This window comes from Pseudomonas sp. B33.4, assembly GCF_034555375.1.
In the GTDB taxonomy this organism is placed as follows: domain Bacteria; phylum Pseudomonadota; class Gammaproteobacteria; order Pseudomonadales; family Pseudomonadaceae; genus Aquipseudomonas.
On record NZ_CP140706.1, the window covers coordinates 871,365 to 891,790 of the forward strand.

The window sequence follows — 20,426 nt, forward strand, 5'->3', positions numbered from 1 at the left end:
CGGGAACTCAATACTCCGCCACCTTATCTTCGCGCAGAACCCACCCGGCCTCGCCCCTCACCAACGTGTATTGAACCTGGCGCATCTTCCCCGTGCGGCCTGCGCCTGCGTCAGTGCTGTCATATATCGGGAAGCGCTGCACCAAGGCGTTTTCCACCACCGCAAACGAATCCTCGCCCTGATAGCCCTCGGCGATTTTCGGATTGTCGCTGACCGGCGGCAGGTAGATTTCGCTCAGGGATTTTTTGTTGTTGGCCGAATAGGCGATCAACTCACCCGGCATGCCGCGTCCGGGAATGCGGGTGAAAACGTAGATTTCGGGCGAGCCGTCGTTGTTCAGGTCGGCAATCTCGGCGCGGACGATATCGCCCTTGAGCGGCCGGGTAATCGCACTGTTGTCGATTTCCAGGCCTTTGGGTTCAATGCGCAAAACGGGTTGGCCATCGGCCTGTTCACGGCTGACGTGAAAGCGGATGCCCTGCAATTCCAATGTCTGCTCGAACGGTTTCGTCCCGTCCACCGCATCGGCAATGGCGAGCCTCAGAGACAACGCATAGTTGGCGACTTCATTGCGCCGTGCCGCATTGCGCGTGAGGTATACCTGAACGGTGTACTCCCCATCGGAAGGCAAGGAGCCGGAAAAGTGATTGCCCATGATCGAGCCGTTGAACAGTGCGTAATCCGCGCCCTTGGCAGTAATGTTGAAGTAAGCGGAGGTGTTGGATGGTTTGAAATCGACGGTGAGCATCTGACCGGTCCTGGCGTTGAATCGGTACTCCGCCGTTTGGTCACCCTTGATCGACTGTTTGCGCTGGACACTTTCCGCGCTGGTTGTGAAAGCGATCGGTTCGACGCGCACAGCGCCAGCATCTGCTGCGTGGACAGGCAGGGAAATCAGTGCAGCCAGCGTGGCGGCGATCCAGATCTTCATCTTTAACTCCGTTGCATCTCGATGTTTGCAGCATAGAGGTTGGGTCGAGCCAGCGTCCTGGATTACACGGATTAAATGTTGCTGGATTTGAGTGTGTGCTTGGAGGGGCGGCCAGCGTTGGATGTTTGATCCATCAGGAAACCGTTCACATAATTCTCACCTGAGTTTTGCCATGATCATTGCCAATATTTCATCGGCCCGAGCGAGTGATCCCATCATGAATGTGAGCGTGCTCTACGCGTTGGTTGCGGCAGCGTTGTTTGGCGCCAGTACGCCACTCGCCAAGCTGTTGGGGGTGCAGATTTCGCCGATTCTATTGGCCGGGTTGCTCTATCTGGGCAGCGGGATGGGTTTGACCGTCCTGCGTTTTGTCCGCGATCGAGGTTGGCAGCGTTCGGGACTCGGCACCGGCGAATGGGCGTGGCTGATCGGTGCCATCGGCTTCGGCGGTGTGCTGGCGCCGGTGGCATTGATGTTCGGTTTGACCAGAACGTCCGGCGCGAGCGCCTCACTGATGCTCAATCTGGAATCAGTGCTCACGGCGCTGCTGGCGTGGCTAGTGTTCAAGGAAAATGCCGATCGGCGAATCGTGATCGGCATGCTCGCCATCGTGGCCGGCGGTGTCGTGTTGTCCTGGCCGCAACAGGCCGTTTCGGCGCAGGACTGGACAGGGCCGCTCGCCGTCGCCTTCGCCTGCTTTTGCTGGGCCATCGACAACAACCTCACGCGGAAAGTCTCTGCCTCGGACGCACTGTTCATCGCCGGCAGCAAAGGCCTAGTCGCCGGTCTGGTCAACTGCGGCCTGGCCTTGCTCATCGGCACGCAAATGCCTGCGGCCACCACGCTGGTGCCCATCCTGCTGGTCGGGTTTTTCGGCTACGGCGTCAGCCTGGTGATGTTCGTCCTCGCCCTGCGCGGGCTGGGCAGTGCGCGCACCGGCGCGTACTTTTCCACCGCACCGTTTCTGGGCGCTGCTATCTCGATTCTGCTGCTGGGCGAGTCGGTGTCGCTGATGTTCCTGCTCGCTGCAGCGTTAATGGCCGTGGGGGTATGGATTCATCTGATGGAGAACCATACTCACGAGCATCAGCATGAACTGCTCGAGCATGATCATCGCCACACACACGACGAGCATCACCAGCATACGCACGGGTTTGAGTGGGATGGAACGGAGCCGCACAGTCATCCGCATGTGCATACGCCGATGCGGCATCGGCATGCGCATTTTCCGGATGTGCATCATCGGCATGAGCATTGAAGTGTGTGGGGAGGGATTGGTTTTTGGCGGAAGGGGCTGGATGGGGCGGCCAGATGCGACAAAGCCCGCACTTGGCGGGCTTTGTCGTTGAGAGTTGGTGGAGCCGGGGGGATTTGAACCCCCGTCCGCCAGTACTCCGCTGTCGGTACTACATGCGTAGCCGTTTCTATTAAGTTAACCCTCAGCGACCCGAAGGGCAGGGTGCTTTGGGCGAGTTGTGTAAGTTTTAGCCGCTTCGTCCACAACGTACTGCACGGCGATTCTGTTCTATATGACAATCATTTTGGGTTTACAGACATCCCCTGATGATTGCTGGACCCGAAGGTACCAGGAGCATTGTCAGCTGCAATTAAGCAGCGAGAGCAACACCGTATTGGTCGTCATTGGCAACTATAAGTAGTTGCAACAGTGGATTTACGACTTCTGTTACCAAGTCGGCATGCACCTAGAGTTTCGCAACCGGCGTCGAATCCTAAACGGCCCCGAACTCATTGCTCAGTACATCTGTTTGAGCAACAAGCGTGTGCAGTGTACGCCAATCGGCCCGCAAGGCCAACCCGAAGGTTGGCCGGGACGCTGATCAGTTATTGGTGCCGGTGGATTTGCGCAGTTCCACGATGGTTTGCGAGGTTTCCGCAATGCAATCGTCGATTTTGCCTTGAGCTTTGAGCGCCTTGGCCTTGGCCACACTGGTTTCAGCGCGCTGAGTCAGTTCCGGATTTGATGACAGCTGCCCCTTGCCATTCTCAATGGTCTGAATATTGGCATCACACAGGTCGGCAGGCTTGCCGTCAGCAAACGAAGTGGACGCCATCATCGATGCAGTAACGAACAGACCTAACAGTACAGAACGTTTCATGTGTATCTCCTTGAACCGAGTGGGTCCAGACTTCGCTGGCCGTCAGGACGGGCAACCGTATGGAAGAAAAACCCCGATCAGTCGGGGTTATTCTGTGGACTACAGTCGAACTCAAGGGTTCTATTTTTCTTCAGCAGGCCTTCGCCCGGGTCACTCGATCCACCAGATAGACCAGCCCGTGGTAGTCGATTCCGCCATGTTGCGTCAGGCCGATTTCACAGGTGCGGCTGGTGGAAATCCCCTCGCTGCAATGCTGCACCGCATCCTTGAGCGTGCGCAGCGAGTGGCTGTTCAGCTCCGGCGTGGTGAAGCCTTTGTCGCCGGCAAACCCGCAGCAATGAATACCTTCCGGGATCACCACGTTGTTGCTGCACTTGCGCGCCAGATCAATCAACGCCTGACTTTCGCCCAGATGCTGCGTGCTGCAGGTCACGTGTACGGCAATCGGTGCCTCTTGCGGAGTGAAGTCCAGTCGATCAAGAAGATGCGTACGGATGAAACGCACCGGGTCGTACAGATCCAGACGGGTTTCTCCTGCGTCCTGCACCAGTCGCAACGTACACGGACTGGTATCGCAATAGATTGGATCGAGTCCGCCGCGACTGGCGTGCAACAGGGCGCTGATCAGCTCCTGACGCTTGTGCTCGGCCTGTTCGGCGTAGCCCTTGGAGGCGAAGGGCTGACCGCAGCAGAGGTTGTCCTGATTGTCCGGGAAGACCACTTGGTAGCCGGCCTTTTCCAGCAGCCCACGGGTTTTGTCGTACAGCGACATTTGCTCTTTGTCACCTGCCGCCGGGCCCATGACTCGTGACACGCAAGCAGCCAGATAGACCACGCGCGGGCGTTCATCTGACGCGCTCGGGCAGAAGCGAATGGCTTTCTCCGGTTGCGGCATCGCATTCGTCCACAGCGGCACCTGACCTTTGGACAGCCGCGTAATGGTTGCCGACAGCTTCGCCAGACGCGGCGCCCCGAGCATCATCCGCGCGCCGTTGGCCACGTGCAGGGTGAAGCGTGCGCCTTGCAGGGTCTTGGCGAAATTTCCTTCGATCCAGTCGGCGGTTTTCTGATGCGTCGCGTGTCGGCCACGCAGCTTTTTCACCAGCTCACCGGTATTGATGCCTACAGGGCAACGTTGCGCGCACAGACCAGTGGCGGCGCAGGTTTCGATGCCTTGGTACTCGTAGGCTTTTTCCAGTTCGGTGGTGTCGACACCTGCACGCTTTTTCGCCTGAATATCGCGCCAGATGACGATGCGCTGGCGCGGGCTCAGGGTCAGTCCCTTCGACGGGCAAACCGGCTCGCAGAAACCGCACTCAATGCACTTATCGACAATCTCGTCGGCCGCCGGCAGCGGTTTCAGATGTTTGAGGTGGATCTGCGGATCTTCACTGAGCACCACGTCCGGGTTGAGAATGCCGTTCGGATCGAGCAGGTGTTTGAGCTGCCACATCAGTTGATAGGCGTCGCTGCCCCATTCCAATTCCACGAACGGCGCCATGTTGCGGCCGGTGCCATGTTCGGCTTTCAACGAGCCACCGAATTCCACCGCGACCAGTTGCGCGACGTCGTCCATGAACGCTTGATAGCGTGCGACTTCTTCCGGATTGTTGAAGCCTTGGGTGAAGACGAAGTGCAGATTGCCTTCCAGCGCGTGTCCGAAAAGGATCGCTTCGTCGTAGGCATGTTTGTCGAACAGTTCGATCAAGCGATTGACGCCAATGGCCAGTTGTTCGACTGGGAAGGTCACGTCTTCGATGATCACCGTTGTGCCGGTTTTACGCACGGCACCGACGGCGGGGAAGGTGTCCTTGCGGATCGCCCAGAGCTTGGCGTTCTCGGCAGGGTCTTCGGTGAAGTCGACTTGCTTTTCCACAGGGAAACCGCTGAGCGAGGCCATGATCTGCGCCAGCTGTTCCTGCAGCAAAGTGGAAGACGCGGCGCGGGATTCGATCAGCAGCGCGCAGGCATTGTTCGACAGCTGTTGTACGAAAGCGGGCATGCCCGGTTTGCCTTGCACCGAGCGCAGACTGCGCCGATCCAGCAGTTCTACGGCGGACACCGGTTGGCTTTTCAGTACGGTGACGGCGTTGCAGCAGGTTTCCACATCCGGGAACACGATCAGCGCCGAGGCCTTGTTCGGGTGATCGATCACCGTGTCGTAGGTCACCGCGCTGATAAAGCCGAGGGTGCCTTCGGAGCCGACCAGCAAGTGGCTCAAGATATCCACAGGCTCATCGAAATCCACCAAGGCGTTGAGCGACAGGCCGGTGGTGTTTTTCAGACGGTATTTGTGGCGGATTCGTGCGGCGAGTTCGGCGTTGGCGCGGGTCTCGCGGCCCAATGTCGCCAAGCGCTCAAGTAGATCGCCGTGGCTTACGCGGAATGCCTCGACACTTGCAGCGTCTTCGGTATCCAGACGCGTGCCATCGGCCAGTACAAGACGAATCCCGGCCAGCGTGTGATAGGTGTTCTGCGCGGTGCCACAGCACATGCCGCTGGCATTATTGGCGACGATACCGCCGATCTTGCAGGCGTTGATCGACGCCGGATCCGGGCCGATCTTGCGCCCGAACGGTGCCAGCCAAGCGTTGGCTTGTGCGCCAATCACGCCCGGTTGCAGGCGAATCTGCATGCCTTGGTCGCGAATCTCGCGGGCGTTCCAGTTATCCCCAAGCACGATCAAAACAGAATCGCTGATCGCCTGACCGGACAGGCTGGTGCCGGCCGCACGGAAGGTCACCGGGACATGGTCGCGTTGAGCCAGTTTCAGCAGCGCCACCACTTCATCTTCGGACTCGACGCGGATCACCAGTTGCGGAATCAGTCGATAAAAACTGGCATCGGTGCCGAAGGCCAGCGTCGATAACGGATCATCAAAGCGGCGCTCGGCCGGAATCAGTTGCTGCGCATCACGCAGAAAGTTCGCTGGAAGCGTCATTGGTCCTCCAGAATCAGAACCACCAGATCTTTCGGGCCGTGGGCGCCGTAAGCCAGTACTTGCTCGATGTCAGCAGTTTTCGACGGGCCGGACACCAGCAACGCGTTGGTCGGCATGCCTTGCGCCCATTCGAATTCCTGTTGCACCTGATAGAAGTTGTCGCGGATTTCACTGGCCTTGAGCAGGGCGAAATGTACCGGCGGCACCAGGCTCATCAAGCGTGGTTCCTCGCGGGTTGGCCACATGATGAGGCTGCCGGTGGCGGCGATCGCGCCGAGGGTGCCGGTGAGGCTGGCCGGGGTGTCGTTGAACAGTTCGGCTTTCCACTCTTCCATCGGCCGGTCGTAGGATTTCAGCGTCGGCAGCTCGGGATTGTTCGCCCAGTGCTGTGTGATTTTCTGCCCGTGCGCTGTCGTCGGTGCGATCAACAGGCTCGGCAGCTGACGATCACGCAGCGATTGTGCGAGCAAGGCCGGCCATTCTTCGCCGGAGGTCAGGTGAATTTCGGTGTGCACTGCTTCCATCAATTTGCGCAGTTGCGGGATGCGTTGTTTGGCGCTGTAGGTGTAAGGCTGCGTCACCAGATCGACGTCGAAGTTGTCGGCAATCGGTGTGGTGCCGGTCAGACTTTTCCGCAGCTTGCCGAGGATATTTTCTTTGGCGCTCATCAGCGGTCTCCCTGTTTGGCCAGATGCTCGCGGGCCATATCGTGCAGTGAGCGGGCGGCGGGTTTCGGCGCGCTGTGGTTTTGTGTCCAAGGGCCGACGTTGCTTGGCGTCAGGGCGCGCAGGCGCGTGGCGAAGAAGCCGAACAGTCGATACAAGGTTGGCGAGCTGTTGAGTTTCGCCCAGGCGTTCCAGATAAAACGTTCCTTGCGTGAATACTTGCTGCCCTGACCACGCATCACTTGATGTGGGCTGTCCGGGGCTTTGACGTTCTCTTCGCGCAGGCGCCGCAGGATTGCCGGGATAGGAATTTTTACCGGACACACTTCACCGCAGGCACCGCACAGCGACGAAGCACTCGGGTGATCCGGAACCTTGGCCAGACCGACCATGTGCGGGGTGATGATTTTGCCGATTGGCCCCGGATACACCTCGCCATAAGTGTGGCCGCCGACGCGGGTGTACACCGGGCAGTGGTTCATGCAAGCGCCGCAGCGAATGCAGTTCAGGGTCTGGCGCAATTCACTGTCGGCAAACGCCTGGCTGCGACCGTTGTCGAGCAGTACCAGATGCACTTCCTGCGGGCCGTCGAGTTCGTGTTCCTTGCGCGGGCCGGAGATCATGTTGACGTAAGTGGTGATCGGAATGCCCAGCGCCGAGCGGGTCAGCAGTGACAGCAGCGGCACCACATCACGCAGGTTTTCCACAACCTTTTCGATGCCGGTGACGGCGATGTGCACCGGCGGCACGGTGGTGGTCATGCGCCCGTTGCCTTCGTTTTCCACCAGCAACAAGGTGCCGGTTTCGGCGACGGCGAAATTGACACCGGAGACGCCGATGTCCGCTTCGAAGAATTTCTGCCGCAGGACTCTGCGACCGATCTGAATGAGTTGGTCAACGTCCTTGGTGTATTCCACGCCAAGTTTGTCGTGGAACAAGGACGCGACCTGACCGGCATTCTTGTGGATCGCCGGCATAATGATGTGTGAAGGCTTCTCGTGGTCGAGCTGGACGATGTATTCCCCCATATCGGACTCCAGACATTCAATGTCTCGAGCCTCGAGGAAATGGTTCATCTCCATCTCTTCGCTGACCATCGATTTGCCCTTGATCACTTGCCGCGCCTCGTGAGCGCGGATGATCGATAAGACGATGCCATTGGCCTCGTCCACCGTTTCCGCCCAGTGCACTGTCACACCGTTGCGGGTCAGGTTCTGTTCCAGTTGCTCGAGCAGGTCGGGCAACTTGGACAGCGCGCGGGCTTTGATCGAATTGCCCAGTGCGCGCAAATGTTCTCTTTCATGGGGATCACTGAACGCGGCTGCCCGCTTGACCATCAGTGAGTCCATGGCAGTGCGGAAGTTGTTCCGTAGCTGCTGATCACCCAAGGCATTGTGTGCCCGGGTGCGGAAATCTTCTTCTACGGCGACCGTAGGAATAATCGCGGAAGTGCTCATTGCGCACCCCCGGTTCGTTGCCACAGAAAGCTGGCGAGATGTTGCCCGCGCAGCGCTTCTTTTTGTTTCTCCAATGCGCCGTTGATGTTCATCAAACAGCCACAGTCGGCGCTCAAGACCTGATGCGCGCCGGATTCCTTCAGCGAACGGGTCTTGTCAGCCACCATCGCGCCGGAAATGTCTGGCATACGGACGCTGAATGTTCCGCCGAAGCCACAGCATTCGCTTTCGTGGTCATGGTTGACCCGTTCCACGTTGCTCAACTGCGCCAACAACTCGCGGCCGTGCAGATGAGTGTTCATTTCGCGGCGCGCCGAACACGAAGTGTGCAGGGCGACTTTGACCGGTTCGCCGCTGTCCTTGAGCTGCACCTTGCAGACGAACAGCAGAAACTCGGCCAGTTCGTAGGTGCGGGCCGCGAGGGCCTGAATCTGTTTCAGCGTTTGCGGCTCGTCCTTGAACAAGTCGGCGTAATGTTCGCGCAGCATGCCGGCGCAGGAACCTGACGGCACCACCACCGGATAATCCCCGGCAAACAGCGCCAGTTGCGAGCGCGCTACCGTCCGTGCCTGCTCGGTGTAACCCGAGGTGTAGGCCGGTTGGCCACAGCAGCTCTGCCCTTGCGGGTACTCGACCCGAATGCCTTCGCACTCCAGCAAGTGGATCGCGTCCATCCCGGCTTCGGGGTAGAACAGGTCGACCACGCACGTGCCGAACAGGTAGACCCGCGACGGTTTTTCGCTGGGGTATTGCCGAGGTTCGGGCAGTGGCGGTGCCACGCGGGTCGCGTTTGGCACGGCGTTGTAAAAAAGCTCGCTCATCAGGCGTGTCTCCGGGTGGGCCCGGTTATCCGTCTGTGGCGGCTGCTGAATATAGAGAGCGTTGCTTTCAGCAGCCTTACAGACCGGGTTGTGAATTGCTGACGCCGGCATCACGAACCAGTGTCGGTTTTTTCTGTGTTTCTTGTAGGTTTAGTGCACCAGCATGCCGGTGAACCAGTAAGCCTGAGCCAAGGTGATCAGGCCGACAATCGTTGCAAAGAATAGGCTGTGCTTGAGGGTGAAGCGGAACAGATCGGATTCCTTGCCCACCAGGCCGGTCGCGGCGCAGGCCACAGCGATCGATTGAGGCGAGATCATCTTGCCGGTCACGCCGCCGCTGGTGTTCGCCGCCACCAGCAAGGTGTCATTGACACCGATCTGGTGAGCGGTGGTCGCCTGCAACGAACTGAACAGCGCGTTGGAGGAAGTATCGGAACCGGTGAGGAACACGCCGAGCCAGCCGAGGAACGGCGAGAAGAACGGAAACGCCGCGCCCGTACCGGCCAATACCAGAGCCATGGTCGAAGACATGCCGGAGTAGTTGGTGACGAAGGCAAACGCCAGCACCATGCCGATCGAAAGGATTGGCCAGCGCAGTTCGTAGAAGGTCTCTTTCAAAGTGGTAAGACCAGTTTTGAAATTGATCTTCAGCACCAGCATCGAGATCAGCGCGGAGAAGAAAATCGCCGTGCCGGTGGCGGAAATCGGGTCGAGTTTGAACACGGCCGGAATAGCGGTCGGAGCAGCCACAATCGGAGCAGTTTTGATCACCAGTTGATCAAGGTGCGGAATCGCGAAGTTGAACACCCAGCTGTACATCGAACCGCCGGCGGCGAACATCGCTTTGAAAGGCTTCAGCGTCCAGATGGTCACCAGCACAGTGAGAATCAGGAACGGCGACCACGCTTTGAAAATTTCCCCGAGGCTGTAAGGCGACGCCACGGTAGTGCGCTTTTGACCGAAACCGCCGACGCTGGCGGTCACCACCGAAGCGGAAACGGCGCCGGCGATGTGTTGGCCGGCGGCGCGTTTTGGCTGCCAGACTTTCAGGAACAGGGTCAGCGAGATCAGGCTGGCCAGCGCCGAGGTGATGTCTGGCAATTCCGGGCCGATGAAGTTCGAGGTGAAGTACTGAGTGATGGCGAAGCTCAGGCCAGCAACCAGTGCCGCCGGCCAGGTTTCGCGTACGCCGCGCAGGCCATCCATCATGAACACCAGCCAGAACGGCACGAACAACGACAGCAGCGGCAGTTGGCGACCGGTCATGGCGCCGATCTTGAACGCGTCGATACCGGTGACTTGGCCGGCAACAATGATCGGAATCCCCAATGCGCCAAACGCCACCGGTGCGGTGTTGGCGATCAGGCACAGGCCGGCGGCGTATAGCGGGTTGAAGCCGAGTCCGACAAGAAGTGCGGCAGTAATCGCCACGGGCGCGCCGAAACCGGCGGCACCTTCGAGGAACGCACCGAAGCAGAAACCGATCAGCAGCACTTGCAGGCGCTGGTCGTCAGTAATCGATAACACCGAACTGCGGATGACCTCGAACTGACCACTTTTGACCGTCAGTTTGTAGAGGAATACCGCCGCGACAATGATCCAGGCAATCGGCCACAGACCGTAGGCGAAACCATAACCGGCGGCGGCGAAGGCCATGTCGACCGGCATCTGGAACGCGAAGATCGCCACGGCAATCGACAGGGCGAGGGTGATGCTCCCGGCCACATGGCCTTTGAGGCGGAACACCGCCAGCGCGAGAAAAAAGAACACGATAGGAATGACGGCCGCGAGTGCGGACACGCCGAGACTGCCGAGCGGGCTGTAGAGCTGTTGCCAGGTTTGCATATGGGGTGGCCCCTAATTGTTGTTGGTCAGGCACTGTCAGCGTTCTTGGATAATTGGTAAGACCAATTTACAATCGCTGTTGGCTAGGGTAAAAGCCTTGATGTCGGTGTGTCAATTTGCCGCCCTAAAATTTTTGTCGAACAAGCGGTGCAGATCGCATCTGATCCGGTTTCGGCAAGTGGCGTCTGGTAGGTGTCGGCAAGGCGCTGATAGGCCAGAATAGAGAGCCCGGCGAGCGGTCGGGATCGTGGAGAAATGAGTTATGGGGTTTGATCAGATACGTCAGCGCCGTTTGTCTGACGATATTGTCGAGCGACTTGAGGGGATGATCCTTGAGGGCACGTTGAAGTCCGGCGAACGGCTGCCGGCGGAGCGCACGCTGGCCGAACAATTTGGCGTATCACGGCCGTCGTTGCGTGAGGCGATTCAGAAACTGGCGGCGAAAGGTCTGCTGGTCAGTCGTCAGGGTGGCGGCAATTATGTGGTGGAAAGCCTCGGGTCGACGTTCAGCGATCCGCTGCTGCAGTTGCTCGAAAGCAACCCCGAAGCGCAGCGCGATCTACTGGAGTTTCGGCACACTCTGGAGGCATCGTGCGCCTATTACGCTGCATTGCGCGCTACTGATGTCGATCGTGAAAGGCTCACCGCAGCCTTCGAAGAATTACAGGATTGCTATTCACGCCACGACGAAGTGAGTCGGGCGGAGGAGGGCGCGGCGGATGCGAAATTTCATCTGGCGATTGCCGAAGCCAGTCATAACGCGGTGTTGCTGCACACCATTCGTGGCTTGTTCGATCTGCTAAAGCGCAACGTGGTGACCAACATTGGCGGCATGTACAAACAGCGCACGGAAACCCGCGACATGCTGATTACGCAGCATCGGGAATTGTATCTGGCGATTATTGAAGGGCGTGCGGAGCAGGCGCGGGAAGTTTCCAGCCGACATATTTTGTATGTGCAGGAAGTGCTGGAAGAGGTGCGGCAGGAGGTTCAGCGCATGGCTCGGGCGGAGCGGCGCAAGGGGATGTAATTCTTTAAAGCAAAAGATCGCAGCCTGCGGCAGCTCCTACAGGGAAATGCGAATTCCTGTGTAGGAGCTGCCGAAGGCTGCGATCTTTGCTTTCAAGGGGGGAAGACTAGTCTTCCTTGCCCTTGTTGCGCACGGCACGCTGCAGTTCACGACCGGCGTCGCGCTCGCGCTCGGTGTCACGCTTGTCGTATTCCTTCTTGCCCTTGCCCAGAGCGATCTCGCACTTGACCATGTGCTTGCTCCAGTACCAGGACAGGCAGACGCAGGCGTAACCCTTTTGCTGCACCATCGCGGCAAGCTTTTCCAGCTCGCGGCGGTTGAGCAGCAATTTGCGTGTGCGCACCGGGTCAGCGATGACGTGGGTGCTTGCGGTCATCAGAGGCGTGATGTGGCTGCCGAGCAACCACGCTTCGCCATCCTTGAGCAGGACATAGCTGTCGACCAGCTGTAGCTTGCTTGCCCGCAGACTTTTTACTTCCCAGCCGGCCAGGACCAGACCAGCCTCGAACTTGTGCTCGATGAAGTAATCGTGTCGCGCCTTTTTGTTCTGCGCGATGGTCCCTGTTGGGTGTTTCTTCTGTTTAGCCATAGGGGCGGCATTATATGGAGATAAACGGCTGTCGGCTACGGTGATGCTGCGTGCTTGAGCAGGTTGAGTGAATCCCGGACAATGCGGCCTCTTTTTCTAACGCTTGGGCGTGATAAACGATGTCGACAGACAAGGTTTCTGTCCACGGCAGTTGGGCTAGCCGCTGGGTATTCATACTCGCCGCGACCGGTTCGGCCGTGGGACTGGGTAGTATCTGGAAGTTCCCCTACATGGTCGGGGTCTACGGCGGCGGTGCGTTTGTACTGATGTTTCTGGCGTGCATCGCGCTGATCGGCATCCCGGTCATGCTCGCGGAAACCCTGATCGGCCGGCGCGCCCGGCAAAGTCCGGCGAACGCCTTGAAGGTGCTGGCGCTGGAAGCCGGGCATTCGGGCAAATGGTCGTGGGGAGCGTTTGCCGGGATGATCACGGCATTGTTGATCCTGTCTTTCTATAGTGTGGTCGGCGGCTGGTCGCTGGACTACATCGTCGACATGGGCCGCGGTGACTTCCAGGGCGCGACGGCCGATCAGGTCGGTGCTTATTTCGGCAATGTCATTTCCAATCCATGGCGTCTGACACTTTGGCACACGATTTTTATGCTGTTGTCAGCGTATGTGATCGCCAAAGGCGTGGTCGCCGGGCTTGAGCGCAGCCTGCGCATCATGATGCCGCTGCTGTTCGTGATGATTCTGGTATTGCTGGGTTACAGCATGACCACCGGGCATTTCATGGAGGGCGTGCATTTCATGTTCGACTTCCACCCGGAAAAAGTCCTCGACGGTTTGTTGCCGGCGATGGGGCACGCGTTCTTCTCGCTGAGCGTCGGTGTCGGCTCGATCATGATCTACGGCGCTTATATGCCGAAGAGTTCATCGTTGTCGGGCACCGTTGTCGGCGTGGCATTGCTCGATACCTTTGTTTCGCTGATCGCCGGTCTGGCCTTGTTCCCGATTGTATTTGCCGGCGGCCTGAACCCTAGCGAAGGACCTGGCCTGATGTTCGTCAGCCTGCCATTTGCCTTTGGTAACGTGGCGTTCGGACAACTGATGGGCGTGGTGTTCTTTGTTCTTGTGGCGATCGCGGCGTGGAGTTCGGCGATTTCCTTGCTGGAACCGATGGTTGCCTATCTGGTTGAACGCACTAAAGTCAGCCGCGCGTGGGTGACCTTCTGGCTTGCCTTCACTTGCTGGTTCGTGGGTCTGGGCACGGTGTTCTCCTTCAATATCTGGAAGGAAGCCAAATTTTTCGTGAACGAAGGCGGTATGTTCCACCTCTACCAGTGGGGTGCGCAGAGCGGTCTGGACTTCTTTGGCGTGATCGATTTCTTCACCTCGCGGATCATGTTGCCGCTCGGCGGTCTGTGTTTTGTGCTGTTTGCCGGATGGGTAATGGGGCGTGAAGCGGTACGCGACGAGTTATCGATCCGCAACCCGGCACTGTTCGCCCTGTCTTTGTTCTTGATGCGCTACGTGGCGCCCATCGGCATTCTTGTAGTGTTTGCCGCTCAGCTCTGGAAGTAACGCTCACATGACGACACATATTCAACGATCGGCATTGCTGCCGTACCCGGCGCAATTTCTCTATGACCTGGTCAACGACGTGGCGCGCTACCCGGAATTTCTGCCGTGGTGCTCCTCGGCGGAAGTGCTGGAAAGCTCGCCGGAGCATATGCGCGCCAGTGTTGGCGTAGCCAAGGGCGGGCTCAGTCAGCATTTCGTGACGCGTAATACGCTGGTGCCGGGGCAGTCGATCGAAATGAACCTGGAAGAAGGCCCGTTCAATCAGTTGCACGGTGTGTGGGTGTTCAAGGTGTTGAACGAGAAGGCCTGCAAGATCAGCCTGGATCTGTCGTTCGATTACGCCGGGCCGCTGGTGCGCGCGACGCTCGGGCCGCTGTTCAATCAGGCGGCGAATACGCTGGTGGACGCGTTCTGCCAGCGCGCCAAGCAGATGCATGGTTGAGTCGGTGATCGAAATAGAGGTGGTGTACGCCGCCGTGGACCGTCAGGTTTTGCGCTCGGTGAGCGTAAATGAGGGCGCCACGGTGCGGGCGGCAGTGCGTGCATCGGGTATCGGTAGCGAGTTTCCCGAGCTTAATCTGGCGGAATGTCCGCTGGGGATTTTCGGCAAAGTGGTTGCCGACCCGGATACGCGGGTGATTCAGGCGGGGGAGCGCATCGAGATTTACCGCCCGTTGCTGGCTGATCCGAAAGAGGTGCGACGCTTGCGTGCGGCCAAGGCTGCCGAAGCCAAGGCTCGAAACGCGTAAAAACCAAATCGCAGGCAATAAAAAACCCGGAATTTCCGGGTTTTTTATTGCGTCGCAAATTATTGCGGCGAGGTGTCCAGCGGCTCTGGTGTCGGAACCGGAACGGTTTCCACACCATCGACGTCTTTCTGGATCTGATCCAGCAAGGAACCTGGCTTGACCGGTTTTTCCGGTTTTGGCTTCTCGGCGTTTTCAGCAGGAGCGGTCACGGTCGTGCCACTGTCCTTGCCGAGAATGGCTTCGTCACGGCTTACGCCCGGCATAAAGTCACCGGACAGGCTGACAAGCTGATCGTTTGAGTTGAAAATAACGCTGATGCGTTCCTGTTGGCGTTCACCGCCACCCGGTTGCAGGCTGTACAGATAATCCCAGCGATCGGCATGGAACGTGTCGACAAGCAGGGGGTTACCCATGATAAACCGTACTTGCGGCCGGGTCATTCCCGGGCGTAACTGGTCTATCATGTCCTGCGTGACGACATTGCCCTGCTGGATGTCGATTTTGTAAACCCCGGGGAATGAACAACCGGCGAGTGCGAGCAGTCCCACAAAGGTGAAACTGGTTAGCAAGAGCTTGGTGTTTTGCATCGGTGGGCGACTTCCACTATCTTGGCTGGGACAACGTAAACGCCGATCATACCCGCATTAAGAGAAGCTGCGAAGCAGCATCGCGAGAAAGCTGACCATGGTTGAAAATAGCGAACTACGCAAAGCCGGCCTTAAAGTGACCCTGCCACGGGTCAAGATCCTGCAAATGCTCGACTCCACCGAGCAGCGCCACATGAGTGCCGAGGACGTCTACAAGGCGTTGATGGAAGCTGGTGAGGACGTCGGTCTGGCCACGGTTTACCGTGTTCTGACCCAGTTCGAAGCGGCTGGCCTCGTGGTCCGTCACAACTTCGACGGTGGCCATGCGGTTTTCGAGTTGGCCGACAGTGGTCACCACGACCACATGGTTAACGTGGAAACCGGTGAGGTTGTCGAATTCGTCAGCCCGGAAATCGAAAAACTCCAGAAGGCAATTGCCGAGGAGCACGGTGTCGAGTTGGTGGATCACAACCTGGTGCTGTACATCCGCAAGAAAAAGTAAGCATGTCGCGCGAATTTCACATTCGCGAAACGAACGAAGGCGACCCAAGGGTCGCCTTCGTGCTTTCCGTCGTTCCTAAACCTTGGCGGTGACCACCATTTTTTTCGCGTGGGCGAGGGATTCCTTGGTCAGATCAATGCCGCCGAGCATCCGTGCCACTTCTTCTATACGGTCGTTCTTGCTCAGTTTGGAGACGGCGGTGTGTGTCGCCTGTTCGCCACGCACCTTGTGCACGAACAGATGCTGATGACCCTGCGCTGCCACCTGAGGCAAGTGCGTCACGGTCAGTACCTGACCGCGATCGCCGAGACGACGCAGCAATTGGCCGACAATTTCAGCGGTCGGGCCACCAATGCCGACGTCCACTTCGTCGAACACCAGTGTTGGAACGCGGGACGTCTGTGCGGTGATCACCTGAATAGCCAGGCTGATTCGCGACAGCTCGCCACCGGAGGCGACTTTCGCCAGTGCCTTCAGCGGTTGGCCCGGGTTGGCGCTAACCAGCAATTCGACCTGCTCCAGCCCGTTGGGCAGTAACTCGTCGCTGCTGTTGGCCTTTAGTTCGATGGTGAATCGACCGCCCGGCATGCCCAGTCGCTGAATCTCCTGCTCAACCGCACTGGCGAGGCTGCCGGCGGCTTGATGGCGCAAATCGCTCAGCTCCCGAGCCTTCTCTTGATAGTGGCGGGCGTAAGAGGCCAGCTCTTCACCCAGGCGCTCGATGGATTCGTCGTTGGCATTGAGGGTTTCGATTTCATCCAGCAGTTTCTGCTGCATTTCACCCACTTCGTTGGGCTGAATCCGATGCTTGCGCGCCAGGGTGTAAATCGCGTCGAGACGTTCCTCCAGATATTGCAGGCGCGCCGGATCGGCATCGAAGTTATCGAGGAAGCGATTGAGTTCACCAACCGCCTCTTCAACCTGGATCTGCGCGCTGGTCAGCAAACTGCTGGCTTCGCCCAAGGCTCCGACGGAGTTGTTCACGCTCGACAGACGATTGAGGCTGGCGGTCAGTGCGTTCAGCACATTGCCGGAATCACTCTCGCTGCATTGTTCGACCACTTGCCGGCAAATGCCCAGCAAGGTTTCGGCGTTGGTCAGGTTTTTGTGTTCCTGCTCCAGTTGCTCCAGCTCGTTGTCACCGAGGCCGAGGTTTTCCAGCTCTTCAAGTTGATAGCTGAGCAGTTGATGGCGCGCGCGTTGTTCGTCACCGGAATTGGACAGACGCTCCAGTTCCTGGCGAGTCTGGCGCCAGCGCTGGGCGGCGAGCTGAACCTGGCGGGCCAGATCAGTGGCGCCGGCGTACTCGTCCAGCAAGCGCCGATGGGTATCGGTTTTCAGTAGGGACTGATGTTCATGTTGGCTGTGAATATCGATCAGCAATTCGCCCAGCGACTTGAGGTCGCCCAGCGGGCAAGGGGTGCCATTGATGTAGCCGCGCGATCGGCCCTCCGACGTGATCACCCGGCGCAGAATGCACGGGCCATCAGTCTCCAGATCGCGCTCGCCCAGCCAGGCACTGGCTTCGGGAATGTCGGCCAGATCGAAAGTCGCGAGGATATCGGCCTTGTCGGCGCCGGGACGAACCACGCCGCTGTCGGCGCGATCGCCAAGAGTCAGGCCCAGCGCGTCGAGCATGATCGACTTGCCGGCGCCGGTTTCCCCTGTGATCACGCTCATCCCGCGATCAAGTTCGAGATCGAGATGTTCAACGATGGCGTAGTTGTGTACGGACAGGTGCACCAGCATAAAGGCCGCTCCCAGGCTTTAGGTCTGGTTATTTATACAGTGTTTTGTTTCGGGCTGACAATGCCCACCCTTAGCTCGATTCGCTTGAACGCAAAAGCTGCTTAGCGCATTCAGGAATGAGAATGTGGCACTTTTTTGTAGGGTTAATGGTTGAAAGCCCTTGAAGCCTGATTTTGCGGCCCCATATATCGGGGCAGAAGCGCGAGTCAGGCTCGCGGACGAAATTGAAAGGAGAATTCTATGGCTGACGAACAGACAGTAGATACGCAAAACCCAGAAGCCAATCAGGCGCCAGAAGGTTCGGGTGATGACCTGGCGACCCGTGTACAAGTGCTCGAAGAGCAATTGGCCGCCGCGCAGGATCAGTCTCTGCGTGTTGCTGCCGATCTGCAGAACGTCCGTCGCCGTGCCGAGCAGGACGTCGAGAAAGCGCACAAGTTTGCCCTGGAAAAATTCGCTGGCGACCTGCTGCCGATCGTCGACAGCCTGGAGCGCGGCCTCGAGCTGTCGAACCCGGATGACGAAAGCATTCGTCCGATGCGCGAAGGCATCGAGCTGACGCTGAAAATGTTCCACGACACCCTCAAGCGTTATCAGCTGGAAGCGATCGATCCGCATGGCGAACCGTTCAACGCCGTTCAGCATCAGGCGATGGCCATGCAGGAAAGCGCCGACGTAGAACCGAATAGCGTTCTGAAGGTGTTCCAGAAGGGCTACCAGCTCAACGGTCGCCTGTTGCGTCCGGCCATGGTTGTGGTCAGCAAGGCGCCTGCGCCAATTTCGCCGTCGATTGACGAGAAGGCTTGAAATTAGCCGCAAGGCCCCCATTTAGAAGTCAAGCGTTTAAGTATTACCGCAGTTAGCCACCACTGCTGCGGCAACAAAATCCAAAGTTTCGGGAGAGTTAACATGGGCAAAATTATCGGTATCGACCTGGGGACTACCAACTCCTGCGTCTCCGTGCTGGAAAACGGCAAAGCAAAAGTTATTGAAAACGCTGAAGGCGCGCGTACCACGCCGTCGATCATCGCTTACGCCAACGATGGCGAAATTCTGGTAGGTCAGTCGGCCAAGCGCCAGGCAGTGACCAACCCGCACAACACTCTGTACGCGGTAAAGCGTCTGATCGGTCGTCGTTTCGACGAAGAAGTTGTGCAGAAAGACATCCAGATGGTCCCTTACAAGATCGTCAAGGCTGACAACAACGACGCCTGGGTAGAAGTGAACGGCCAGAAAATGGCGCCGCCACAAATCTCGGCTGAAATTCTGAAAAAGATGAAGAAGACCGCCGAAGACTACCTCGGCGAGACCGTGACTGAAGCGGTAATCACCGTTCCGGCCTACTTCAACGACAGCCAGCGTCAGGCGACCAAAGACGCCGGCCGCATCGCTGGTCTGGACGTAAAACGTATCATCAACGAACCAACCGCAGCTGCTCTGGCTTACGGTATGGACAAGGCCAAGGGCGATCACACCGTGATCGTTTATGACCTGGGTGGCGGTACTTTCGACGTTTCCGTGATCGAGATCGCTGAAGTTGATGGCGAGCACCAGTTCGAAGTTCTGGCCACCAACGGTGACACGTTCCTCGGCGGTGAAGACTTTGACATTCGTCTGATCGACTACCTCGTTGACGAATTCAAGAAAGAAAGCGGCATGAACCTCAAAGGTGATCCGCTGGCCATGCAGCGCCTGAAAGAAGCCGCTGAGAAAGCCAAGATCGAGCTGTCGTCCGCTCAGTCGACCGACGTCAACCTGCCGTACATCACTGCAGACGCGACCGGTCCTAAGCACCTGAACGTGAAGATCTCGCGTGCCAAGCTCGAAGCACTGGTTGAAGACCTGGTTCAGCGCACCATCGAACCTTGCCGCATCGCCATGAAAGACGCCGGTCTGGACGTTGGCGCGATCAACGACGTGATCCTGGTCGGTGGTCAGACTCGTATGCCGCTGGTGCAGAAGCTGGTGACCGATTTCTTCGGTAAAGAAGCACGTAAAGACGTTAACCCGGACGAAGCTGTTGCCATGGGTGCTGCGATTCAGGGCGCTGTTCTGGCTGGTGACGTCAAAGACGTTCTGCTGCTCGACGTCAGCCCGCTTACTCTGGGTATCGAAACCATGGGTGGCGTGATGACCGCGCTGATCGAGAAAAACACCACGATTCCTACCAAGAAATCGCAAGTGTTCTCGACTGCCGACGACAACCAGGGCGCTGTGACCATTCACGTGCTGCAGGGCGAGCGTAAGCAAGCCACTCAGAACAAGTCCTTGGGCAAGTTCGACCTGGCCGACATTCCACCTGCTCCACGTGGCGTGCCGCAGATCGAAGTGACCTTCGACATCGACGCTAACGGCATTCTGCACGTTGGTGCGAAAGACAAGGCCACCGGCAAGACTCAGTCGATCGTGATCAAGGCCAACTCCGGTCTGTCCGACGAAGAGATCGAGCGCATGGTGCGTGACGCCGAAGCTAACGCTGAGGAAGACCGCAAGTTCGAAGAGCTGGCCGCTGCCCGTAACCAGGGTGACGCACTGGTTCACTCGACTCGCAAGATGATTGCCGACGCGGGCGACAAAGTCACCGCCGAAGAGAAGACTGCGATCGAAGCTGCTGTGGTTGCTCTGGAAGCCGCTGTCAAAGGCGACGACAAGGCTGCTATCGAAGCGAAGGTTGAAGAGCTGTCGAAAGTCTCCGCTCCGGTTGCTCAGAAGATGTACGCCGAACAGGCTCAGCCAGCTGATGGCGCAGCCCCGCAAGGCGAATCGGCTGAGAAGGCTGACGACGTTGTCGATGCAGAGTTCGAAGAAGTCAAAGACCACAAGTAAGTTGTTGGTCGGCCGGTTGACTGCCTTTAGGCAGTGACTGGTAGGATGTCGCCGCGCGGGAGCTAGCTCCCGCGTTGGCGTATCTGGAATACGC

Annotated in this window: 18 protein-coding genes and 1 other RNA gene; 8 read left to right on the forward strand and 11 right to left on the reverse strand. The window is 58.2% G+C overall.

Annotation, left to right across the window (positions count from 1 at the left end; genetic code table 11):
* Positions 1 to 7: 7 nt before the first annotated feature.
* Positions 8 to 931, reverse strand: a complete 924-nt coding sequence (locus U6037_RS03715; protein WP_322845853.1) for a hypothetical protein — start codon at positions 929 to 931, stop codon at positions 8 to 10.
* Positions 932 to 1,148: 217 nt separating this feature from the next.
* Between U6037_RS03715 and U6037_RS03720 the strand changes: the two genes are divergently transcribed.
* On the forward strand, positions 1,149 to 2,189 hold the full coding sequence (locus U6037_RS03720; protein ID WP_322845854.1) for a DMT family transporter: 1,041 nt from the start codon (positions 1,149 to 1,151) through the stop codon (positions 2,187 to 2,189).
* A 95-nt stretch (positions 2,190 to 2,284) separates the two neighbouring features.
* Here U6037_RS03720 and ssrA read toward each other — a convergent pair.
* From ssrA to U6037_RS03755, 7 genes are all read right to left on the reverse strand, one after another.
* Positions 2,285 to 2,673: a transfer-messenger RNA gene (ssrA, locus tag U6037_RS03725) on the reverse strand.
* Positions 2,674 to 2,769: 96 nt separating this feature from the next.
* A complete protein-coding gene (locus U6037_RS03730) occupies positions 2,770 to 3,048 on the reverse strand; it encodes a hypothetical protein (protein ID WP_322845855.1) in 279 nt (92 codons plus the stop codon).
* 130 nt (positions 3,049 to 3,178) lie between these two features.
* Positions 3,179 to 5,989 (reverse strand): FAD-binding and (Fe-S)-binding domain-containing protein, encoded by a 2,811-nt coding sequence (locus U6037_RS03735; RefSeq protein ID WP_322845856.1) that lies wholly within the window; start codon positions 5,987 to 5,989, stop codon positions 3,179 to 3,181.
* On the reverse strand, positions 5,986 to 6,657 hold the full coding sequence (locus U6037_RS03740; protein WP_322845857.1) for a lactate utilization protein: 672 nt from the start codon (positions 6,655 to 6,657) through the stop codon (positions 5,986 to 5,988). Before U6037_RS03740 ends, U6037_RS03735 begins: the two co-directional genes overlap by 4 nt.
* A complete protein-coding gene (locus tag U6037_RS03745; protein WP_322845858.1) occupies positions 6,657 to 8,111 on the reverse strand; it encodes a LutB/LldF family L-lactate oxidation iron-sulfur protein in 1,455 nt (484 codons plus the stop codon). Before U6037_RS03745 ends, U6037_RS03740 begins: the two co-directional genes overlap by 1 nt.
* Positions 8,108 to 8,932 (reverse strand): (Fe-S)-binding protein, encoded by an 825-nt coding sequence (locus U6037_RS03750; RefSeq protein ID WP_322845859.1) that lies wholly within the window; start codon positions 8,930 to 8,932, stop codon positions 8,108 to 8,110. Before U6037_RS03750 ends, U6037_RS03745 begins: the two co-directional genes overlap by 4 nt.
* Positions 8,933 to 9,082: 150 nt before the next feature.
* Positions 9,083 to 10,777: a lactate permease LctP family transporter gene (locus U6037_RS03755; protein ID WP_160038261.1), complete on the reverse strand. Its 1,695-nt coding sequence runs from the start codon at positions 10,775 to 10,777 to the stop codon at positions 9,083 to 9,085.
* 262 nt (positions 10,778 to 11,039) lie between these two features.
* On the opposite strand from U6037_RS03755, the gene U6037_RS03760 reads away from it, so the two are divergent.
* A complete protein-coding gene (locus U6037_RS03760; protein ID WP_007915207.1) occupies positions 11,040 to 11,807 on the forward strand; it encodes an FCD domain-containing protein in 768 nt (255 codons plus the stop codon).
* Positions 11,808 to 11,913: 106 nt separating this feature from the next.
* Here U6037_RS03760 and smpB read toward each other — a convergent pair whose 3' ends face one another.
* Positions 11,914 to 12,396 (reverse strand): SsrA-binding protein SmpB, encoded by a 483-nt coding sequence (gene smpB / locus U6037_RS03765; RefSeq protein ID WP_008088297.1) that lies wholly within the window; start codon positions 12,394 to 12,396, stop codon positions 11,914 to 11,916.
* A 119-nt stretch (positions 12,397 to 12,515) separates the two neighbouring features.
* Between smpB and U6037_RS03770 the strand changes: the two genes are divergently transcribed.
* The 3 genes from U6037_RS03770 to U6037_RS03780 are packed head-to-tail and all read left to right on the forward strand — an operon-like array spanning position 12,516 to position 14,668.
* A complete protein-coding gene (locus U6037_RS03770; RefSeq protein WP_322845860.1) occupies positions 12,516 to 13,919 on the forward strand; it encodes a sodium-dependent transporter in 1,404 nt (467 codons plus the stop codon).
* Positions 13,920 to 13,926: 7 nt separating this feature from the next.
* Positions 13,927 to 14,361 (forward strand): type II toxin-antitoxin system RatA family toxin, encoded by a 435-nt coding sequence (locus U6037_RS03775; RefSeq protein WP_016986510.1) that lies wholly within the window; start codon positions 13,927 to 13,929, stop codon positions 14,359 to 14,361.
* The gene (locus tag U6037_RS03780) at positions 14,354 to 14,668 is read left to right on the forward strand and encodes an RnfH family protein (RefSeq protein WP_322845861.1); all 315 of its coding nucleotides are present in this window, start codon (positions 14,354 to 14,356) and stop codon (positions 14,666 to 14,668) included. The genes U6037_RS03775 and U6037_RS03780 overlap by 8 nt, the downstream gene beginning before the upstream one ends.
* Positions 14,669 to 14,727: 59 nt before the next feature.
* On the opposite strand, the gene U6037_RS03785 is transcribed toward U6037_RS03780, so the two are convergent.
* Positions 14,728 to 15,255 carry an outer membrane protein assembly factor BamE gene (locus U6037_RS03785; RefSeq protein ID WP_038357476.1) on the reverse strand — a complete coding sequence of 176 codons (528 nt, stop codon included), beginning with the start codon at positions 15,253 to 15,255 and terminating at the stop codon, positions 14,728 to 14,730.
* A 97-nt stretch (positions 15,256 to 15,352) separates the two neighbouring features.
* Between U6037_RS03785 and fur the strand changes: the two genes are divergently transcribed.
* Positions 15,353 to 15,757, forward strand: coding sequence for a ferric iron uptake transcriptional regulator (fur, locus tag U6037_RS03790; RefSeq protein ID WP_007915216.1), 405 nt, complete (start codon positions 15,353 to 15,355; stop codon positions 15,755 to 15,757).
* A 75-nt stretch (positions 15,758 to 15,832) separates the two neighbouring features.
* Here the strand turns inward: fur and recN are convergent, their stop codons facing one another.
* The gene (gene recN / locus U6037_RS03795; RefSeq protein WP_322845862.1) at positions 15,833 to 17,506 is read right to left on the reverse strand and encodes a DNA repair protein RecN; all 1,674 of its coding nucleotides are present in this window, start codon (positions 17,504 to 17,506) and stop codon (positions 15,833 to 15,835) included.
* Between the two features lie 240 nt (positions 17,507 to 17,746).
* On the opposite strand from recN, the gene grpE reads away from it, so the two are divergent.
* Both grpE and dnaK read left to right on the forward strand, forming a co-directional pair.
* Positions 17,747 to 18,313 (forward strand): nucleotide exchange factor GrpE, encoded by a 567-nt coding sequence (gene grpE, locus U6037_RS03800; protein ID WP_007915219.1) that lies wholly within the window; start codon positions 17,747 to 17,749, stop codon positions 18,311 to 18,313.
* 102 nt (positions 18,314 to 18,415) lie between these two features.
* Entirely contained in the window at positions 18,416 to 20,332 is a 1,917-nt protein-coding gene (gene dnaK / locus U6037_RS03805; protein WP_007915221.1) for a molecular chaperone DnaK, read from the forward strand.
* Positions 20,333 to 20,426 lie beyond the last annotated feature (94 nt).